The sequence below is a fragment of the Geobacter sp. genome, assembly GCF_030834625.1.
In the GTDB taxonomy this organism is placed as follows: Bacteria; Desulfobacterota; Desulfuromonadia; order Geobacterales; family Geobacteraceae; genus Geobacter.
This window is the reverse complement of the sequence record NZ_JAUQXO010000075.1, coordinates 203,357-221,071: the sequence shown is the minus strand read 5'-3', so window position 1 is coordinate 221,071 and position 17,715 is coordinate 203,357. Positions and strand designations below refer to the sequence as shown.

Annotated in this window: 15 protein-coding genes; all 15 read right to left on the bottom strand. The window is 60.3% G+C overall.

Annotated elements, in window-relative coordinates; translation table 11 throughout:
- Positions 1–73 precede the first annotated feature (73 nt).
- Entirely contained in the window at positions 74–364 is a 291-nt protein-coding gene (locus RCH91_RS18775) for a hypothetical protein (RefSeq protein ID WP_306536523.1), read from the bottom strand.
- Between the two features lie 122 nt (positions 365–486).
- Complete coding sequence (locus tag RCH91_RS18770) at positions 487–1,761, bottom strand: histidine kinase (protein ID WP_306536522.1); 1,275 nt, start codon at positions 1,759–1,761, stop codon at positions 487–489.
- A 528-nt stretch (positions 1,762–2,289) separates the two neighbouring features.
- Complete coding sequence (mce, locus tag RCH91_RS18765; RefSeq protein WP_306536521.1) at positions 2,290–2,694, bottom strand: methylmalonyl-CoA epimerase; 405 nt, start codon at positions 2,692–2,694, stop codon at positions 2,290–2,292.
- A gap of 48 nt (positions 2,695–2,742) precedes the next feature.
- Positions 2,743–3,153 carry a GxxExxY protein gene (locus tag RCH91_RS18760; protein ID WP_306536520.1) on the bottom strand — a complete coding sequence of 137 codons (411 nt, stop codon included), beginning with the start codon at positions 3,151–3,153 and terminating at the stop codon, positions 2,743–2,745.
- Between the two features lie 5 nt (positions 3,154–3,158).
- On the bottom strand, positions 3,159–4,817 hold the full coding sequence (locus RCH91_RS18755) for a methylmalonyl-CoA mutase (RefSeq protein WP_306536519.1): 1,659 nt from the start codon (positions 4,815–4,817) through the stop codon (positions 3,159–3,161).
- 94 nt (positions 4,818–4,911) lie between these two features.
- The gene (locus tag RCH91_RS18750) at positions 4,912–5,547 is read right to left on the bottom strand and encodes a dTMP kinase (protein ID WP_306536518.1); all 636 of its coding nucleotides are present in this window, start codon (positions 5,545–5,547) and stop codon (positions 4,912–4,914) included.
- Between the two features lie 192 nt (positions 5,548–5,739).
- Positions 5,740–8,619: a biotin carboxylase N-terminal domain-containing protein gene (locus RCH91_RS18745; RefSeq protein ID WP_306536517.1), complete on the bottom strand. Its 2,880-nt coding sequence runs from the start codon at positions 8,617–8,619 to the stop codon at positions 5,740–5,742.
- A 183-nt stretch (positions 8,620–8,802) separates the two neighbouring features.
- Positions 8,803–10,527, bottom strand: coding sequence for an acyl-CoA carboxylase subunit beta (locus tag RCH91_RS18740; RefSeq protein ID WP_306536516.1), 1,725 nt, complete (start codon positions 10,525–10,527; stop codon positions 8,803–8,805).
- Positions 10,528–10,668: 141 nt separating this feature from the next.
- Positions 10,669–11,232, bottom strand: a complete 564-nt coding sequence (locus tag RCH91_RS18735; protein ID WP_306536515.1) for a helix-turn-helix domain-containing protein — start codon at positions 11,230–11,232, stop codon at positions 10,669–10,671.
- Between the two features lie 245 nt (positions 11,233–11,477).
- Positions 11,478–12,743 carry a (Fe-S)-binding protein gene (locus tag RCH91_RS18730; protein WP_306536514.1) on the bottom strand — a complete coding sequence of 422 codons (1,266 nt, stop codon included), beginning with the start codon at positions 12,741–12,743 and terminating at the stop codon, positions 11,478–11,480.
- A gap of 28 nt (positions 12,744–12,771) precedes the next feature.
- Positions 12,772–14,154, bottom strand: coding sequence for an FAD-binding oxidoreductase (locus RCH91_RS18725; protein WP_306536513.1), 1,383 nt, complete (start codon positions 14,152–14,154; stop codon positions 12,772–12,774).
- Positions 14,155–14,317: 163 nt separating this feature from the next.
- The gene (gene larA, locus RCH91_RS18720) at positions 14,318–15,583 is read right to left on the bottom strand and encodes a nickel-dependent lactate racemase (RefSeq protein WP_306536512.1); all 1,266 of its coding nucleotides are present in this window, start codon (positions 15,581–15,583) and stop codon (positions 14,318–14,320) included.
- A gap of 17 nt (positions 15,584–15,600) precedes the next feature.
- The gene (locus RCH91_RS18715) at positions 15,601–16,821 is read right to left on the bottom strand and encodes an FprA family A-type flavoprotein (RefSeq protein ID WP_306536511.1); all 1,221 of its coding nucleotides are present in this window, start codon (positions 16,819–16,821) and stop codon (positions 15,601–15,603) included.
- A gap of 126 nt (positions 16,822–16,947) precedes the next feature.
- On the bottom strand, positions 16,948–17,058 hold the full coding sequence (locus RCH91_RS21520; RefSeq protein ID WP_373694412.1) for a rubredoxin-like domain-containing protein: 111 nt from the start codon (positions 17,056–17,058) through the stop codon (positions 16,948–16,950).
- Positions 17,059–17,082: 24 nt separating this feature from the next.
- Positions 17,083–17,526 (bottom strand): Fur family transcriptional regulator, encoded by a 444-nt coding sequence (locus RCH91_RS18710; protein ID WP_306536510.1) that lies wholly within the window; start codon positions 17,524–17,526, stop codon positions 17,083–17,085.
- Between the last annotated feature and the right edge of the window lie 189 nt (positions 17,527–17,715).

Sequence of the window (17,715 nt, the reverse complement as noted above, 5' to 3'; positions counted from 1 at the left end):
GCGCCAGAGCACGCCGCAACGAAAAGAGGGGAGAGTCGCCTCTCCCCTCGGGGTACTGCTGGTGCGGGACGGCTTAGTTGCCGCCGCCACCGGTGCCGGTCATGATATCATCAAGCATCTTGTTGGCTTCTTCCAGTTTCTGGTCCAGCTTCTTGAGATCTTCGGCGGAGTAGACCTTCTTCCCCTTCTTGATCTCGGCGTTGAGCTTCTTGATCTTCTTCTGGAGGGTATCGACCTCGGTGGCGCAGTTCTTGGACGCCAGGAGGCACTGATCTTTCTCTTCCTTGGTCATTTCTGCAGCGAGAACCGGCATGGTAGCCGACATCATGAAGGCTGCCATAACCATAACGGCCATTTTTTTCATTGGGTTACCTCCGATACGGATAATTGAATCTGCGTGTGTCTTCAAGTAAACCAGCCGGCGTTCCGATGTCAACTGGTCCGTTGGGGAAGGGCAGGCCCTTCCCGCAATGGGACCGTTGACACTTAGAACGCGTAGTTCAGCATGACGCGGGCCTGATAGGGATCGTCAGCGTCTTCTGTTGCGCCTTCATCATAGTAGTCGCCCAGGACGAAGTAAGCACCCTGGATGCTGGCGGTCATGTTGTCGAAGAGTTTGTAGCCCACTTCGGCGTTCACTTCGGTGCCCAGGTAGTTATCGCCGTCGTTGTTGGCGGCGGCGGCAAAGCCGGCGTTCACGTTCGCGAAGAACTTGGGGGTGATGTTGGCGTCATAGCCGACGAAGCCGCCGATGAAACCCTGGTTGTTGTTGTTGAAGGTGTTGACGATAGACCGGTCGGAGTTGATGTTGTACTTGTTGCGGAGCATGATCTGCATGTCGGCAGCGTAGAAGCTGTTCTCGCTGGCAGCCGAAGATATGGACTGGAAGGCGCTGCTGTCGTCGTTGGGGCCGGTGCTCTTGTCGCCGGAGGTGTAGAGGGCGGCGAGCTTGAAGGTGCCGATGCCGGCTTTGGCCTTGAGGGTGGCGCCGGCGGCAAAGGCGGAGAGATCGGTGCCCGTGCCCGGGGTGTCGCCGAACTGGTACATGCCGAAGACGCCCAGGGTGACGGGGGCGAGATTGAACTCGCCGTTCAGGCCGACCATGTGGGTGTAGGTATTGTCTGCTGCGCGGTCGTCGGTCAGGAGGTAATAGGAGCCGCCAACCTTGATGTCCTTGGTCAGGTTGTACTTGGAGTCAAGGTTCAAGAAATCACGGGTTGCCTTGCCGGGGAGGGTTCCGCTGTCATTAAACCGGAACCAGCCGAGGGAGTTGGTGAACCCGGCGTACTTGGCGGATACGAGGGCGCCGGCCATGTCGGCGTTGACCAATATTCCGCCGTAGGAGTCGATCCAGGGCTGAACACCGACCTTGGCGTTGATGGCGGTGGAGGGGATATTGAAGTCCAGGTAGACGTTCTTGGTCTCGAGGTTGGTCTGGTCGGCGCCGAGTCCGCCACCGGAGTTGCGTCCCGTGCCATAGGCTGAGTCACCCCAGCGGGAGTCGATCTCGAAGTGGGTCACCAGCTTGAGGTCGTCGTTGGCCTTGGCGATGTACATGAGGCGGGCCCGCTGCTCCACGTAGCTGCGGGTGGAAGCGTTATCAACGGGAATGATTTGTCCGCCCGTGCCTGTGCCGAAGTTGTTTACATACCCGAACACCCGGAACATGCCATGGAACTCGTTCTCCAGCGCCAGGGCCGGAACTGCCGTCGCAGCGGACAGGGCGCAGGCGGCGGTTGCTACCAAAAGCTTCTTTTTCATCAGTTGCCTCCTTCATTGGTGATAAAAACTGCAAGTGAGAGTGGTGTTGCCAAAAGTAGTGCTCTGTTCTGCCGTTTCGTCGATCACCACCTTTCTCAAGAGAAATGTCCAGACGTAACTGGCTGAGTACCCCCTCCAAAAACAAAAACCCTTTTCGCCCTTCTCAGGGAGGGGAAAAAGGGGTCTTTCAAATGACGCGCACTACCTCCGGGGAAAGCCCGGCGGCCGCGTGAGTGCATGCAATAAAGTGAGAATGGCGTGTAGACATCGGCACCTGTGTGTTCATGTCAAGGGTGAGATTCTACTTATTAGTTGTTTGCTGTCAATGGCAAAGTGCGTGGGCCACGATGCCATCGGTGCGAAATCATCAGGTGCTGCTTGATGAACATTACGATCTTGTTACGTTTTTGCTGCAAAAGAGTAAAATTGCAAAATGCTGTTTTAAAATTTTAGGCACACTATAGTAAGTTTCAAGGGAAAGTCAAGAAAAAAAACCCGGAAAGTCAGGCCTGTAAAGGTTTTAACCCCTTAATGCCCCATCTGGCAGAGCTCGGTCAGGACCCCGCGGCTCGTCTTGGGGTGGATAAAGGCGATACGGGCGGCGTGGGCGCCGTTTCTCGGCAAGCTGTCGATCATCCGGGCGCCGTCGGCAACGAGCTTCGCGATGGCTCCTTCGATGTCCTCCACTTCGTAGGCGATATGATGGATGCCGGGACCGTTCTTTTCAATGAACTTCGCCACGGGGCTGTCGTCGGCCGAGGGTTCCAGGAGCTCGATCTTCGATTCGCCGATCTGGAAAAAGGCGACGGTAACCTTCTGCTCGGCGACGTCCTCGGTACCCATGAAGGCCATGCCGAGGCTGTCGCGGTAGAAGGGGATGGCGTCGGCGAGGGATTGGACGGCTATGCCGATGTGGTTGATTTTTGTCAGCATTGAAAACCTTTCTTGAATAACACGGAGAAACGGAGAGCACGGAGAAAATCAGAAGATGATGCGTCTTATCCCCTCTTTCAGGTATTTCGTATAGAAGTTCAAGAGAAGTCCAACTCTCAATCCTGAAAGTTTCAAATAGGTCTGAAGCTGTGCCTCATGCACTGGGAGGATGGTGTCAACGCACTTCAGTTCAAGTACTATTCTGTTTTCGACAACCATATCCATACGGAGACCATCATCGAGGCTGACATTCTTGTAACGTACAGGCAAAACCTTCTGACGCTCGACCTGTAAACCAGCTTCTATCAACTCATAAGTAAGGCAGGCTTCGTAAACAGATTCAAGAAGTCCGGGACCAAGAGTGCTGTGAACGATGATTGCTTTGCCAATTACCAGATCCGTTAGCCCGGAATCTACTAGCTTTTTCTCCGTTTCTCCGTCTCTCCGTGTTATTCCCATAAAAATTACAGCACTACTGTCTCCCGGTGGACGCCGAATACGTCGCGCAGGACGTTGGCAATTTCGCCGAGGGTGGCGTAGGCCTTCACGGCGCCCAGGATGGGAGGCATGAGGTTGTCGGTCCCCTTGGCGGCAACGGCGAGGGCTGCGAGGGTTTCTTGCACTTTCGCGTCGTCGCGGCCGGATTTCATTCCGGCAAGGGACTTCTTCTGGGCGATCTCCACCTCTTCCTTGATCTTGAGGAGTTCCGGGGCCGGCTCACCGGTGACGGTGAATTTGTTGACACCGACGATGATCAGGTCGTCGGTTTCGATGGCCCGCTGGTAGGCGTAGGCGGAGTCCTGGATCTCTTTCTGCTGGAACCCCCGGGAGATGGCTTCGACGGCACCGCCGAGGGAGTCGATCTTGTTGATGTACTCTAGGGCGGCCAGTTCGATCTGGTCGGTGAGGGATTCCACCAGGAAGCTGCCGGCCAGGGGGTCGATGGAGTCTGCCGCGCCCGATTCGTAGGCGATGACCTGCTGGGTGCGAAGCGCTATGCGGACGGAGTCTTCGGTGGGGAGCGCCAGGGCCTCGTCGCGGGAGTTGGTGTGGAGCGACTGGGTGCCGCCGAGGACGGCGGCCAGGGCCTGGATGGTGACCCGCATGATGTTGTTGTCGGGCTGCTGGGCGGTGAGGGTGCAGCCGGCGGTCTGGGTGTGGAAGCGGAGCATGAGGGACTTGGGGTCCTTGGCGCCGAACCGCTCCTTCATGATGGTGGCCCACATGCGGCGGGCGGCCCGGAATTTGGCCACTTCTTCCAGGAGGTTGTTGTGGGCGTTGAAGAAGAAGGCGAGCCGGGGGGCGAATTCGTCCACGTTAAGGCCGGCCTTGATGGCCGCTTCCACGTAGGCGATGCCGTCGGCCAGGGTGAAGGCCACTTCCTGCACGGCGCTGGAGCCGGCCTCGCGGATGTGGTAGCCGGAGATGGAGATGGTGTTCCACTTGGGGACGTTGTCCTTGCAGTAGGCGAAGATGTCGGTGATGATCCGCATGGACTCCTGGGGGGGGTAGATGTAGGTGCCCCGGGCCATGTATTCCTTGAGGATGTCGTTCTGGATGGTTCCGGAGATCTTGTCCGGCGATACCCCCTGCTTCTCGGCCACGGCGATGTACATGGCCAGCAGGATGGCGGCGGTGGAGTTGATGGTCATGGAGGTGGAGACCTTGTCCAGGGGGATGCCGTCGAAGAGGACTTCCATGTCGGCCAGGGAGTCGATGGCGACCCCCACCTTCCCTACTTCGCCCTGGGCCATGGCGGCGTCGGAGTCATACCCCATCTGGGTGGGGAGGTCGAAGGCGACGGAGAGGCCGGTCTGGCCCGCCTGGAGCAGATATTTGTAGCGCTCGTTGGACTCCTTCGCCGTGCCGAAACCGGCGTACTGGCGCATGGTCCAGAAGCGCCCCCGGTACATGGTGGGCTGGACCCCCCGGGTGAAGGGGTACTGGCCCGGGAAGCCCAGGTCCTCCTCGTAGCCGGGGTAGTCGTCGAAGCCGGGGGTGAAGCAGCGTTCCATCTCGATATTGGACGTGGTGCGGAATTCGGCCTTCCGCTCGGGGGCCTTGGCGATATTTTTGGCCACGACAGTATCCTGCCATGCCTGTTTCTTGTCACTGATGCTCATTAATCTCTCCTTCTGGTGCGGTGGATGGCGTCATGTCCCCTGATGAAAACGACAAAGGGAGTGTCATGGGGCAGTGACGCAACGGAGCAGCTGGCTAGAGGATTTTCTTTACCAGTTCCCATGCTTCGGCGTTCACCTCATCCGGATGCCTGCGGGCCGAGGCGTCGATTCTGACCCCGTGCCACCGGGAAATTTCCTTGAGATAGAAGTCACGCATCTTCTGGTAATACTCGAGGCCCCCTTCGTGGTGGATCTGCAGGACATCCTCGACCCGCTCGTAGGCCTCTTCCGCCGGGACGTCGAAGAAGATGGTCAGGTCGGGATAAATCTCCGAGTCGAAGAGGAAACCCCGGGAGATCTTTTCCAGATGACGCAGGGTGTCGAAGTGATGGGTGTGTCCGTTTACCCAGGCGTTTGCCAGGGAGGATATGCTCGATTGCTTGCAGAGGACAATCTTGTCCTGCTCCAGCGCCGGGGCGACGACATTCTTGAAGATCTCGGCACGGACCGCACCTTCCAAAAAAAAGTCTGCCTGGATATCCTTGCCGAACGGCCAGTTGAAAACGTTGTCGATCCCCAGTTCCTTAGCCCGGCCGGAATCGGGGTTCGCACATTCAACAACGTCGTACTTATTTTCGACGAGCGCCTTGTGCAGCGCCACGATGCCTGCCTTGACCTGCTGGCCGGAGCCGCTTATTCCCTCAAGAACGATGAATTTTCCTTTTCTCACGGTACCCTCCTGAACGTTGGTATGTTTGTCTGGTGAGGCGTAATGGGCCGGCGCCGGGTAACGGTGATGCGTCCGGCCCATCCTGTAGTGCCCGTATACAGACTGACCCCGCCTTTTCGGGCAGGGTCAGCAGGTACGGTGAGGGCTCCCGTTCATCGCGCGGAGCCCTCTGCGTATCCATCCGCCCCGCGCCTAGAGAACGGCCTTGAGATAGGCGGCGGTCCGTTCGCGCTTGACCTGATCCAGCTCTTCCGGATTCACCTCAACGAATTTTTCGTCGGGCGTAACCTTGAACAGGGGCTGTCCCTTCTGGACGATGCTCCCGTCCGCCCCCTGCATGATGATCTTGTCGATGGTGCCGGAGAAAGTTGCCCGCACCGTGTTGAACATCTTCATGACCTCGATGATGTAGAGGGGCTGCCCTTTTTCGAAGTGCATCCCTTCGGTCACGAACGGCGGAAGGCCCGGCGCCTCCTGGCCGTAGTACATGCCGCCGCACATGGCGACAATCTCGTCGGCCTTGGTGGCCGGCGGCGGCACCAGTACCTTTTTCAGCCTGACCTGTAATTCCGGATCGTGCAGGTGGTCGGGGATGGTGACTTCTAGGTCTTCTTCCACCTTGAAGTCCCAGAACTTCACGGTCTCGGCGATGATGAACAGCATGCCGAGGAGTTCAAGGCCTGCCTCGAAGCCCACGTGGGCGGACTGGATCTCGCTCCACTCATCGGCGGAGAACCCGCCTTGGGGCTTCTCCTTGACGAGGATGGCCGAAAGGGTGTCGAATTCATGGAGCCCCAGCTTGAAGCGCTCGGACAGGGTCGTGTAGAAGCGAAGCCCCCTCTGGAGCAGGTCGTTGTCGTGGCTCCAGATGACGTCGGCCGCCGGCGCGGTGGGGTCGAAGGACATGTTCAGGTAGTCGTAGGTGTCGGCCAGGATCACGAAGGGGTTGTCGTGCCAGACCACCTTCCCCTGTTCCAGGGTGAAGTTCTTCCGGTTGATGGAGAGCCAGCCCGAGAGCAGATGCGGATCTTCCAGCAGCCGGTCCATGGGGCGGGTGACCAGTGTCCCCTTGCGGTCGAGGATGGCGCCCATGTCCTTGACGGCCTTGGGGTCATCGGGGAACTGCTCGGCCATCTTCTTGGCGTAGGCCTTTTTCATCTGGATGAAGGCGAAGACCGTATCGATTTTGCTGGCCTCTTCCTTCAGCTGGCCCACCAGGGTCAGGTAGGGGACGACAAAGCGGGTGGTCGGCTTGGCCATGACGTTCTGGCCGAGGAACCAGTTGACGAGACCGTAGTGGAACTCCAGGTTGGTGGCCAGGTCGGTGCCGCGCAGGGAGGTCTTGCCCAGTACTTCGGAGAGCTTCAGGTAGCTGGCGAGACGGTCCTCGCCCTTGGTGAGGAGCAGGGCAATGTTGGAGTCGTAGGCCCCGGCCACCTTGTAGCGCATGAACATGCCGGTGTCGGGGTTGACCATGCAGATCCCCTGGTCGTCGCGGATCTCACCTTCGATCGGCTTGGACCAGTAGCGGATCATGCCGCCGGCGTGGGGGGAGAGGGAGGAGTCGGTGGCGTTGAGGCGGGCCTCGGCGCCGGCGCCGAACCGGGGAATCCGCTCCGGCTTGGGGAGCCGCTTCTTGTGGCGCACCAGCAGGGCCATGGCCTCAACCAGGGATTCGACGATGAAGAAGTCGTTCTTGTCCTTGGGGTTGGTGAACTTGAGGGAGTAGCAGAGCTCGGAGACCCGGTGCTCCACCTGGATGCGGGTGTTCACTTCCATGAAGTAGTAGCGGTCCCGGTCGACGATGCACTCGAAGGTGGAGGCGGAATCGAGACCCACGGCGACGCCGAACTTGGCGGCATCTTCTTCCATCCGCTTCAGGACCTTGAGGTCGCTCTCCAGGGCCTTCACTTCGGCCTTGCGTCCGGCCTTCTTGGCCTTTTCAATGGCCAGGGCCAGCCCTTCCTGGGTGACGGAGATCTCCAGCAGTTTCTGCTCGTGCATCTGGAGGGAGCAGTCGCGGCCCCCCATGGAGACGCACCACTCGCCGTTGCCCAGGAGCTGGATCTCGTTGTGGCGGGTCTGCTCGATGTTCAGCTCCACCAGGACGTTCTTGTTGTCGCCGACGCCGTTGGCCTTGACCTCGTTGAGAACCTCCCGGACCAGGCCCGGGGCATCGACGGCCGCCTCCTTGATCTGGGCGTCGGTCGGCTTCTTGATGTTCAGGAGGGAGGCGCCGAGGATCCGCTGCCCCTTGCCGCCGCCGCCGCCGATGGCCTTGAGTCGGATCCGGCTGCCGGGGTATTCCCGGAACATGTTCTCGACTTCCACCTGCACCTGTGCGGAGAGCTCCTCGATGGAGTAGAGGTCGATCCCCTTTGCGTAGGAGGCGTAGAGGATCTCGTCGGCCAGTTCCTCAAGGGAGAGCTTGGTGTCGTTCAGGACCTTGGCATCAACGTCGAGCCCCTCGGCCTTCACCAGGGCCAGGAGCGCTTCCCGGCTCGGGTGCTTCTTGACCAGGGTCAGGGCGGTGACGTTGTTGATTCCCGGTGTGACGCTGACGCCAACCTGGAGGGCGGTCCGCTTGGCCTCGTCCTTCTTGCCGGCATCGGCCTGGGTGCGGGAGTTGGGACCCATGAACGACAGGCCGGCGTTCTCGATGGCCGCCACGAACTCCTCGTCTTCGGCCATGAAGCCGTAGCCGGCGAAGATGGCATCGTAGTTGTTGTCCTTGGCAATCTGGATGATCTGGCCGATCCGCTCGACCCGCTCCTCCTTGCTGGCGCCGGTGTAGTCGGGCACCCGGTGGACGCGGGTGGAGTCGGTCAGCTGGCGCAGTTCGGGGGCCAGGGCGTTGGCGTAGACGATGGAATCCTTCTCGGAGAGGAGGATGCCGTAATGGGTGATTCCCATCTCTTCAAAGACATCCATGGCCTCCTTGCGGATGGGGCCGCGGCAGACGATGAGCGGCTTCAGGTCCTCACAGGCAAAGGAGCGCACCCATTCGGAATCGGACATGCCCAGACGGCGGTCCCGGTGAATCAGGGGGTTGTTCATGTAAAGGTCGGTCATTGGTCGCTATCTCCAATCAATCGAATTAGAAAAAACTTTTTAATAACACGGAGCAACGGAGCACACGGAGAAAAACAACATCAAAAAAATAAAATGACAAAAACTGGTTCTGTTTAATTCTGTAAAACAATTTGTTTTCTTTGCTGTTCTCCGTTGCTCCGTTGCTCCGTGTTATTTGATTCGTTAATAGAACTCGCGCTGCGGGCCGCACATGGGGGACGGCTTGTAGTGCCGCATCAGGAAGGCGATGTTTTCGCCGAGGACCTGGCGCAGGTCGGTCGGCATAACAATGGAGGAGATGGAGCCCAGGGCCAGACCTTCCTTTGGGTTCATCAGTTCTTTTTCGTACCGCTGGTTCAGGGCAGCTTCCTGACCTTTCAGCCACTCGGCTGCTTCCTTTTCGGCATCCCGCTTGGCGGCGCCGGGGTCCGTGCCGGCCTTGACCCGCTCCTCGGCCCCCTTTTTGACCATCTCGGCCATGGCGCCACGAATCTTGCGCAGTTCGTCCTTGTAGACGAACTCCTTGCCGGCCGGCCCCATGACTGCCAGACGGGTGGTGGGGAGCGCCAGCACCAGGTCGGCGCCGGTGGGGTAGTTGTTGTAGGAGGCGTAGGCGCCGCCGAAGGCGTTGCGCAGAATCAGCAGAATCCGCGGGGTGCGGACATCGACGATGGCGTCGAGCATGGAGCGGCCGGCCTGGACGATGCCGCGGCTTTCCTGCTCGCGGCCCGGCAGGAAGCCGGTGGTGTCTTCCATGAAGATGATCGGGATGTTGTAGATGTTGCAGAACCGGACGAAGCGGGCGATTTTCACCGCCGAGTCGCAGTCGATCTGGCCAGAGGCCACGGCCGAGTTGTTGGCCACGAAGCCCACCACCTGGCCCCCCAGGCGGCCGAAGGCGGTAACCACTTCCCTGGCCCGTTCCGGCTGCAGCTCGAAATAGTCGCCGTGGTCGCAGATCTGCTGAATGACGATGGAGACGTCGAACGGCGTGTTGAAGCCGGTGGGGGAGTTGAAGGCCTTTTTCAGCAGGGTGTTGATCTCCCAGGTTCTGCGGTCCAGGGGATCGCTGGTTTCCTGGAACGGTGCACCCACGCTGTTGTTGTCGGGGAGGTAGGAGAGGAGCCGCGTCGCCGTGCGCAGGGCCGCCACTTCGTCGCCAACGGTGAGGTCAGCCACGCCGGATTTGCCGTGGACCTTGGGTCCGCCAAGCTCATCGGGGGTGATGTCCTCGCCGAGGACCGACTTGACGACGCCGGGGCCGGTAAGGCCGAAGAAGGTGTCGCTGGGCTGGATTACGAAGCTCCCCTGGCGGGGGAGGTAGGAACCGCCGCCGGCGTTGAAGCCGAACATGCACATGATGGAAGGGACCACGCCGCTGATCTTGCGGAGTGCCGTGAAGGCTTCGGCATAGCCGTCGAGACCGCCAACTCCGGCAGGGACGAAGGCGCCGGCTGAGTCGTTCATGCCGATGAGGGGGATTCCCTTCTCCCCGGCTAATCTGAAGAGACGGGCCAGCTTGTTGCCGTTGGTGGCGTCGATGGAGCCGGCGCGGACCGTGAAGTCATGGCCGTAAACCGCCACATCGCGGCCGCCGATATTCAGGATGGCAGTCACCAGGGAGGCGCCGTCAAGGTTCTTGCCCCAGTTCTGGTACAGGACGTTGGGGGCCTGGTCGGAGAGGACCTTGAGCCGCTCCCAGACGGTCATCCGCTTCTTGAAATGCTGCTTTTCGATCTGATCTATGCTGACCGACTTGATGGGGCGCTGGATGAGGTCGTATCCCTCCTTCATCGCCTCTTCGTAGGGGCCGGTCGTGCGGGAGATTTCGCCCGGAATGGTGAATTCTACTTTCTCGGGGGGGTCGAAGGGGTTCTTGAGTTGCGGTTTGATTGCATTCTTAGACATTGCGGCCATCCTTCCGGTGAGTAGATTTTATCAACAGTTCCATTGCGCAAATCCCTCCTGTTGAGTTCTTGTGAGCGGTTGTGCTTGAATATGTATACAATTTTGCATAAAAAAACAGGTTATTTTAAAGGGGGGGAGTGGTCAGCGGGTAACCACCGCCAGCACTTTGACTTCGTTCCCGTCTTTGGAGAGGAGTCGGTGTCTGAGGGATGAGTCGAAGTAGACGCAGTCACCCTCCTCGAGGGCGATCCGTTCGTCTTCGAGGAGCAGCTCCGCCGTTCCCTTCATGACGAAGAGGAATTCTTCGCCGTCGTGGCTGTAGGTGTTTTCCTCGGCGACCTTCTCGGTGACGGTGAGGAGAAAGGGTTCCATCTTCTTGTTCTGCTTGCGGAAGGAGAGGGATTCGTAGGAGTACCCCTGACTGGTGCCGGCCCGGGAGATGACCCGGGGGATAACCTTGCGCTCGCCCCGGCGGACCACTTCGTAGCGGTATTCCTCTTCATCCTCGGAGAAGAAGAGGCTGATCTTCACGTCGAAGAACTTGGCGATCTTGGACAAGGTCGCGATGGGAGGAGAGACGTTGTTGTTCTCGATCTGGGATATGAGGGCAGGAGAAAAGCCGGTTTCGCGGGCAACCGCCTGGAGTGTCAGTTTCTTGGCCAGGCGGAGCTTTTTGATCTTGGCCCCGATGTTGTATTCGGACATCTGCTACCCCGTGGAAGAAAGAAATAAAACCGGTTTTTATTCAATGTTTACATACCCTAAAGAGGTTTGTACTGTCAATAAAATAATTTTTATCTTGACTTAATTTATCAGGATAGACGGGGGATTGTGGGGGCGAGGAAACAGAAAAGAGGCTGTCCTCGGGGAGGCTTTAGAACGACTTTTTCAAAGGGTGAAGACGGGCCGGCGGAACAGGGATGGAAACCCCGTCCCGCCGGTTCGATTGGTTATTTGCGGATGGAGCGGGCGAGGATCTCGACGGTGTGCATGACGCGGGTGCGGTTGCCCCGTTGCTTGAGGCCGTCGGAGAGCTGCATCATGCAGCCGGGGCAGCCGGTTACCACTGCCTCGGCGCCGGTCTTGATGATGGCGGCGCTCTTCATCTGGTTGATGGCCAGCGAACTTTCGTAGTGGTAGACGTTGAAGGTTCCGCCGAGGCCGCAGCACTTGTCGGCCCCCTCCATCTCTGTCAGTTCCACGCCGGGGGTCCCCTGCAGAAGCTCCCGGGGCTGTCGCGTGATGGCGCGGGTTCTCAGGTGGCACGGGTCGTGGTAGGTGACGCGGATGTCGCCCCCGGCGCCGGTCTCCTCGGGATTAAGCCCCAGTTTCTGGAGGAGCTGGGATGCATCCACGGTCTTGTCGGCAATGGCCTTGAGGCGGGCCGCCAGTTCCGGATGCCGCTTTCCCATCAGGTTGGGGTAGAACTTGTGCAGGGCGCCGCCGCAGGTGGCGCAGGCGGTCATGATGTAGTCGGCCTCATACCGTTCCAGCGCGGCCAGGTTCTTTTCCGCCAGACCCCGCACCGTGTCCAGGTCGCCGCCGGACATCCCCGGAAGGCCGCAGCACTGCTGGTTCTTCGGAATGATCACCGTGCACCCCAGATGGCGGAACAGGGCCAGGGCTGCCTCCCCCACCTGGGGGTAGCAGAAGTTGGTCATGCAGCCAACGAAATAAATGATGCGCGGCTTCCCCGGCTCCCCTTGGATCACTTCGGGGTGGCGGTCCATGAACGGCTTCTTGGCGATGGGGGGGATGTGCCGCTTCCCTCCCACGAAGGGGAGCGGAAAGCGGAGGCGCAGCCCCGAGGTCTCCGGTATCTTGCGGAAGAAGAGGGGCCCCAGGATGCGGGCCGCCGCGGCGCCGAACTTCATCAGGGAGCGGTTTCTGATCACCCGACCCACCGCCGCGTGGAAGGTGGTGAGACCCCGCTGGCCGGAGAGGGCCTCTCGTGCCACCATGACGATCTCGTCCGTGGGGACGTCGTTGGGGCACTTCTCCACGCAGCTGCCGCAGAGGAGGCACTTGGACATGGCGGCATAGGTGGCGTCGTCCAGTTCGATATCACCTTTGAGAAGGTGCTGGGCCAGGGCGATCTTTCCCCGGGCCACGGCCGGCTCCTTGCCGAAGGTGGCGAAGGCGGGGCAGTGGGCCCGGCAGGCGCCGCACTTGACGCATTTTTTCAGTTCGTTTTCGACTCGTTTCAACGGGTCCACGTAAAAAAACCTTTCACCACGGTGGATTCTACGCAACTGGGAACATCTTCCCCGGATTGAGGATGTTGTTGGGGTCCAGGGCCGCCTTGATGGCCTGCATGGCCGCCACCTGGGCCGGTTTCAGCTCCAGGTGGATGTAGGGCTGCTTGGCCAGTCCCACGCCATGCTCGCCGGACATGGTGCCGTTCAGGTCCAGGGCCGCCTGGAACACCTCGGCGATGGCCTCGTGGGCCTTCTCCTCCTGCCCCGGGACGGACTTGTCGATCATGATGTTGACGTGGATGTTGCCGTCGCCGGCATGGCCGAAGTTGACGATGGGGATTGCGTACTTCTGCTGGATCTTCTCGATGGCCCGGATGACGTCCGGCACTTTGGAGCGCGGGACGACGATGTCCTCGTTGAACTTGTCCGGGTTCACGTCCCGAAGGGACGGCGACACCAGCCGCCGAACCTTCCAGAGGGCCTCGGATTCGGCGGCGTCCTTGGCCACCTTGCACTCCACGAGCCCCAGGGGCCTGATCAATTCCTGGATGCGGGCCGCCTGCTTCTCGATCAGGTCCCGATCCCCGTCCACCTCGATGAGGAGCACGGCCCTGCCGCTGGCCGGAATCCCCAGGCTGAAGCGCTTCTCCACGCACTGGAGGGTGGCGTAATCCATGAATTCCAGGGTGGTGGGGATGATCTTGTTGCCGATGATGGTGGAGACCGCCTTGGCGGCGCCGTCGATGGAGTCGAAGATGGTCAGCATGGTCTTCTTCGCCTCGGGAAGCGGCAGGAGCTTGAAGATGATCTTGGTGATGACCCCGAGGGTCCCCTCGGAGCCGCAGAGGAGCCGGGTCAGGTCGTACCCCACCACCCCCTTGTAGGTCTCGCCGCCGGTGCGGATGATCTCGCCGGTGGGGAGAACCACCTCGAGCCCCATGACGAAGTCCCGGGTGACGCCGTACTTCACGCAGCGGGGGCCGCCGGCGTTCTCGGCCACGTTCCCCCCCAGGGTGGAGAACTTGAGGGAGGCCGGGTCGGGCGGATAGAAGAGCCCCAGCTTTTCCACCTCCAGCTGGAACTGCTCGGTGACCACGCCGGGCTCCACCTCGGCGATGAGGTTCTCGGTGTCGATGCGAAGGATGCGGTTGAGCCGCGTCACCACCAGGACGATGCCTCCCCTCTTGGGGAGCGCTCCGCCGGTGAAGCCGCTGCCGGCCCCCCGGGGATAGACCGGGAACCTCTCGCGGTTGGCCAGCTTCAGCACCGCCGAAACCTCGTCGGTGCTGGCGGGGTGAACCACCGCTTCGGGGAGGAATTCCATCTGGGTGGCGTCGTAGCCGTAGCAGATCAGGTCCTGCCGGTCCGTGGCCACGTTGTCGACGCCGACGATGGTTTTCAGTTCATCGATTATGCGTTTGTCGAGCATTGGAAACCCTCGTTTTGAATAACACGGAGAGACGGAGAGCACGGAGAGAAACCTATCAAATCAGAAATGGTTTTTCGAATACCAGAGAATGGCAATCCTGGCGTTTTTCCCGAAAAACCATATGTTTTCGGTTTTCTCCGTGTGCTCCGTTTCTCCGTGTTATTTATTTTTTTGCTGCAACAGGCAACACCGTTCCCCCTTCGGGGATGACGTATGCGGTGTAGTCGGCCGGGAGGAGTTCCGTCGCCTGTGCCATGGCCTCGTCAAGGATCCTCGCCGGCGTCATTCCCATGGTCCTGACTTCCTCGGGGGGAAGGTCCGAGACGAGGATGACGCGGAATTTCTGCGCCTTCTGCAGCAGGGAGTAGGCGGTCTGGCCGTTGATCTCGTAGTGGCTCCGCAGCCGCACCTCGAAGGGGGCCAGATCCTGGAACCGGAACCAGTCGAAGAAGGTGGCGTTGCCGTAGCCGTCCCGGCACTGGGCCAGAAGGACCATGACGCCGCCCTCCTTCAGGGCCTGGCTGCCGTACTCCATGGCCTTGTGGGACTGGATGACGTTGATGTCCTTGGGGAAGCCGCCGCAGGAGACCACGACGAGATCTGCCTTCTCCCGGAGCGGCCAGGCGAACCGCTCGGCGTAGTACCGGCACCCCTCTTCGTGGGCATCCCGCCAGGGGCCGGCAAAGGCGGCAATGATCCGCTTGTCCGGGGAAAGGACCGTGTTCAGGATGAATGCGGGCTCCACCATGGCGCACGCCTCGACCATGGCTCCGTGGACCGGGTTCCCCGCCAGGTTGCCGGTGGTGGACAGGGGGTTCTTGCCGGTCCCCGCGCCGGGATTGAGCACGGCGAAGTGGCTTGCCATGCAGCTTGCCCGGGCGGCAACGCCAGGGAGGATGCTCTTGCGCCCCCCGCCGAAACCGGCGAAGTAGTGGAAGCCGATGGTGCCGGTGAGGATGACCCGGTCGGCCTCCACCACCCGGCGGTTCACGGTCACTTCTATGCCGTTGGAGGTCCGGCCGATGAAGGCCAGCTCCCCGGGGTCGTCACAGTCGTGGTCCACGATCCTGATCCGGCCGTGGAGGGGGCCGGCGATCTTTTGGTGCTCGTGCTCCGTCTGCTTCCGGTGGATGCCGAGGGCCACGAGGATTTCCATGTCCCGCTCCCGGATGCCGGCGGCGGCGAGCCGCTCCACGAGGATGGGGAGGTAGACCTCGCTCCCGGTGTAGCGGGTGATGTCGGAGGTGACGATGACGACCCGTTCCCCGGGGCGGAAGGAGCGGATCGTTTCGGCGCACCGGTCGAGGGCTGCGCCGATGATCGCCTCGGGGGGCTCCGTCGCCTCGGCAGCCGCCGGGCGGACCACCCCCAGGAGTCGGTCCGGGGGAAGGTTCAGGGGGAACGAAATGTCGCCGTAGTGCAGGTCCATGGAGTGATGATGGTTCCTCAGAAACCCTTGTGGTACTCGGATACCTGGCGGGCGAAGTTGCGGCCGAACTCGAAGCATGCCTCCTCGTCGGTCAGGGAGGGGCGGTAGGCGATCTGCATTCCCGGTTCTACGGTCTGGAGCCCCATCCGCTTGAACTCCTCGTAGGCTTCCTTCACGGCGCCGCCTCCCCAGCCGAAGCTGCCGAAGGCCCCGACGATCCGGTTTTTGGGGCGCAGGCCCCGCAGGTGGGTGAGGTATTCGGCAACGCTCGGGTAGAGGATGTTGTTGAGGGTCGGCGAGCCGATGAGGGTGCCGCGGCACTTCCAGAATTCCTTGATGGCGGCGCTGGTGGGGGTGGCCCGCAGCTTGATGACCCGGCAGTCGAGCCCTTCGGCCCTGATTCCCTCGGCAATGGGAACCGCCATCTTCTCGGTGCTCTGCCACATGGTGTCGTAGATGATGGCCACCGCCTCCCGGGCCTTGCCGTTGGCCATGTCCAGGTACATGTCGAGTACTTTGCCGGGGTTCTTGCGCCAGATGAGGCCGTGGTCCGGGGCGATCATGTCGATCTGGAACCCCTTTGCCTGGATCTCGGCGATCTTGTTCTTGATCATCTGGCCGAAGGGCATGAGGATGTTGGCGTAGTAGTCGACGACTGCGTCTTCCAGTTCCACAGTGGAATTGGAAGTCTCGTACTCGTCGTCGAAGCGCACTGCCGAGGCCACATGCTGGCCGAAGGCGTCCTGGGTGAAGAGGACCTTGTCCTCGCGGGCATAGGTCACCATGGAGTCGGGCCAGTGGAGCATGGGGGTTTCGAGGAATTCGAGGGTCCGCTTCCCGATGGTGAGGGTGTCGCCCGTTTTGACCGTCTTCACGTTCCAGCGGGAGAGGTCGAAGAAGCGCTCCAGCCCCTTCTTCCCCTTTTCCGAGATGTAGATGGTGGCGTTGGGGGTCAGGTCCATGACCCGGTCGAGGCTCGTGGCGTGGTCGTTTTCGATGTGGTTGATGATGACGTTCTTGATCCGTGCCGGGTCCACCACGCCGCTGATGTTCTTGAGGGTGTATTCCGCGAAGTCGTACTTGACCGTGTCGATGAGGGTGATCTCCTCGTCCATGATCAGGTAGTTATTGTAGGTGGTCCCCCGCGGGGTCTCGTAGCCGTGGAAATCGCGCACCGCCCAGTCGACGGCGCCAACCCAGAAAATGTCCTTCTTTATTTCAACAGCTTTCACTGGCATATCCTCCTGTTGTGGTTTTTGCTGAAGCTGTGCCGCCGGGGCAGAGCCCCTGCGGCGATGGAAAGGGTAAAACGAGAGCGGGAGCGCCTCGGCGCCCCCGTCGTCGTTCATTGCAAGAAATCTGATCTATTCAACTTCCTCGAATTGATCCCTGCCGACACCGCAAACGGGACAGACCTCGGGAGGTTCCGATCCCTCGTGAATGTAATCACAGACAACGCATCTCCATTTTTTCATCCTGCCCTCCTTTCACGGTGAGTGTCATGAACGACAGTCGGGGCATATCCCGCTGAAGTTTATGGAATAGTCGATCATGGTAAACCCGGCTTCTGTCTCCGTTGGCAGCTGAATCTGGTCAAAGGCCGGATTATGGATGTCATGGATCTTCTGGCAGTGTATGCAGTGGATGTGATGATGGCGGACCGTGTCGGCGTCGTAGCGCGCCTTGGACTCGGGATTGCTGATCTTCTGGACCACGCCGATTCCCACGAGGGTTTCCAGTACCCGGTACACGGTGGTGCGGGAGATCCCTCGAAGTCTTCCACGGACCGCATCATAGAGCTGGTCGGCGGAGGGGTGGTCCGTGCGCTCGGCCAGGGCGTCCAGAACGACGCGGCGCTGGACGGTCATGGCCAGGCCGTTTCGGCGGCACCCTTCCTCAAGGTGCCGGAGTTTTTCGGTTTTGAAGGTAGCGATACTATTCATGCTAGATGGTACTTTATTGCAAGCTGTACAGGCAGTCAAGTGGATTCACATGCCGTTGACGGTCTCCCTTGATCCCCGTCTTCCCGAGGGGTTGGGTCGGGATCAGGCCATTTTAACATTGACAAAACCCCGCATATCCTATAACTATTTTGCGCTTTTTGCTCAATTCTAAGCCGTCTGGCCCGGAGT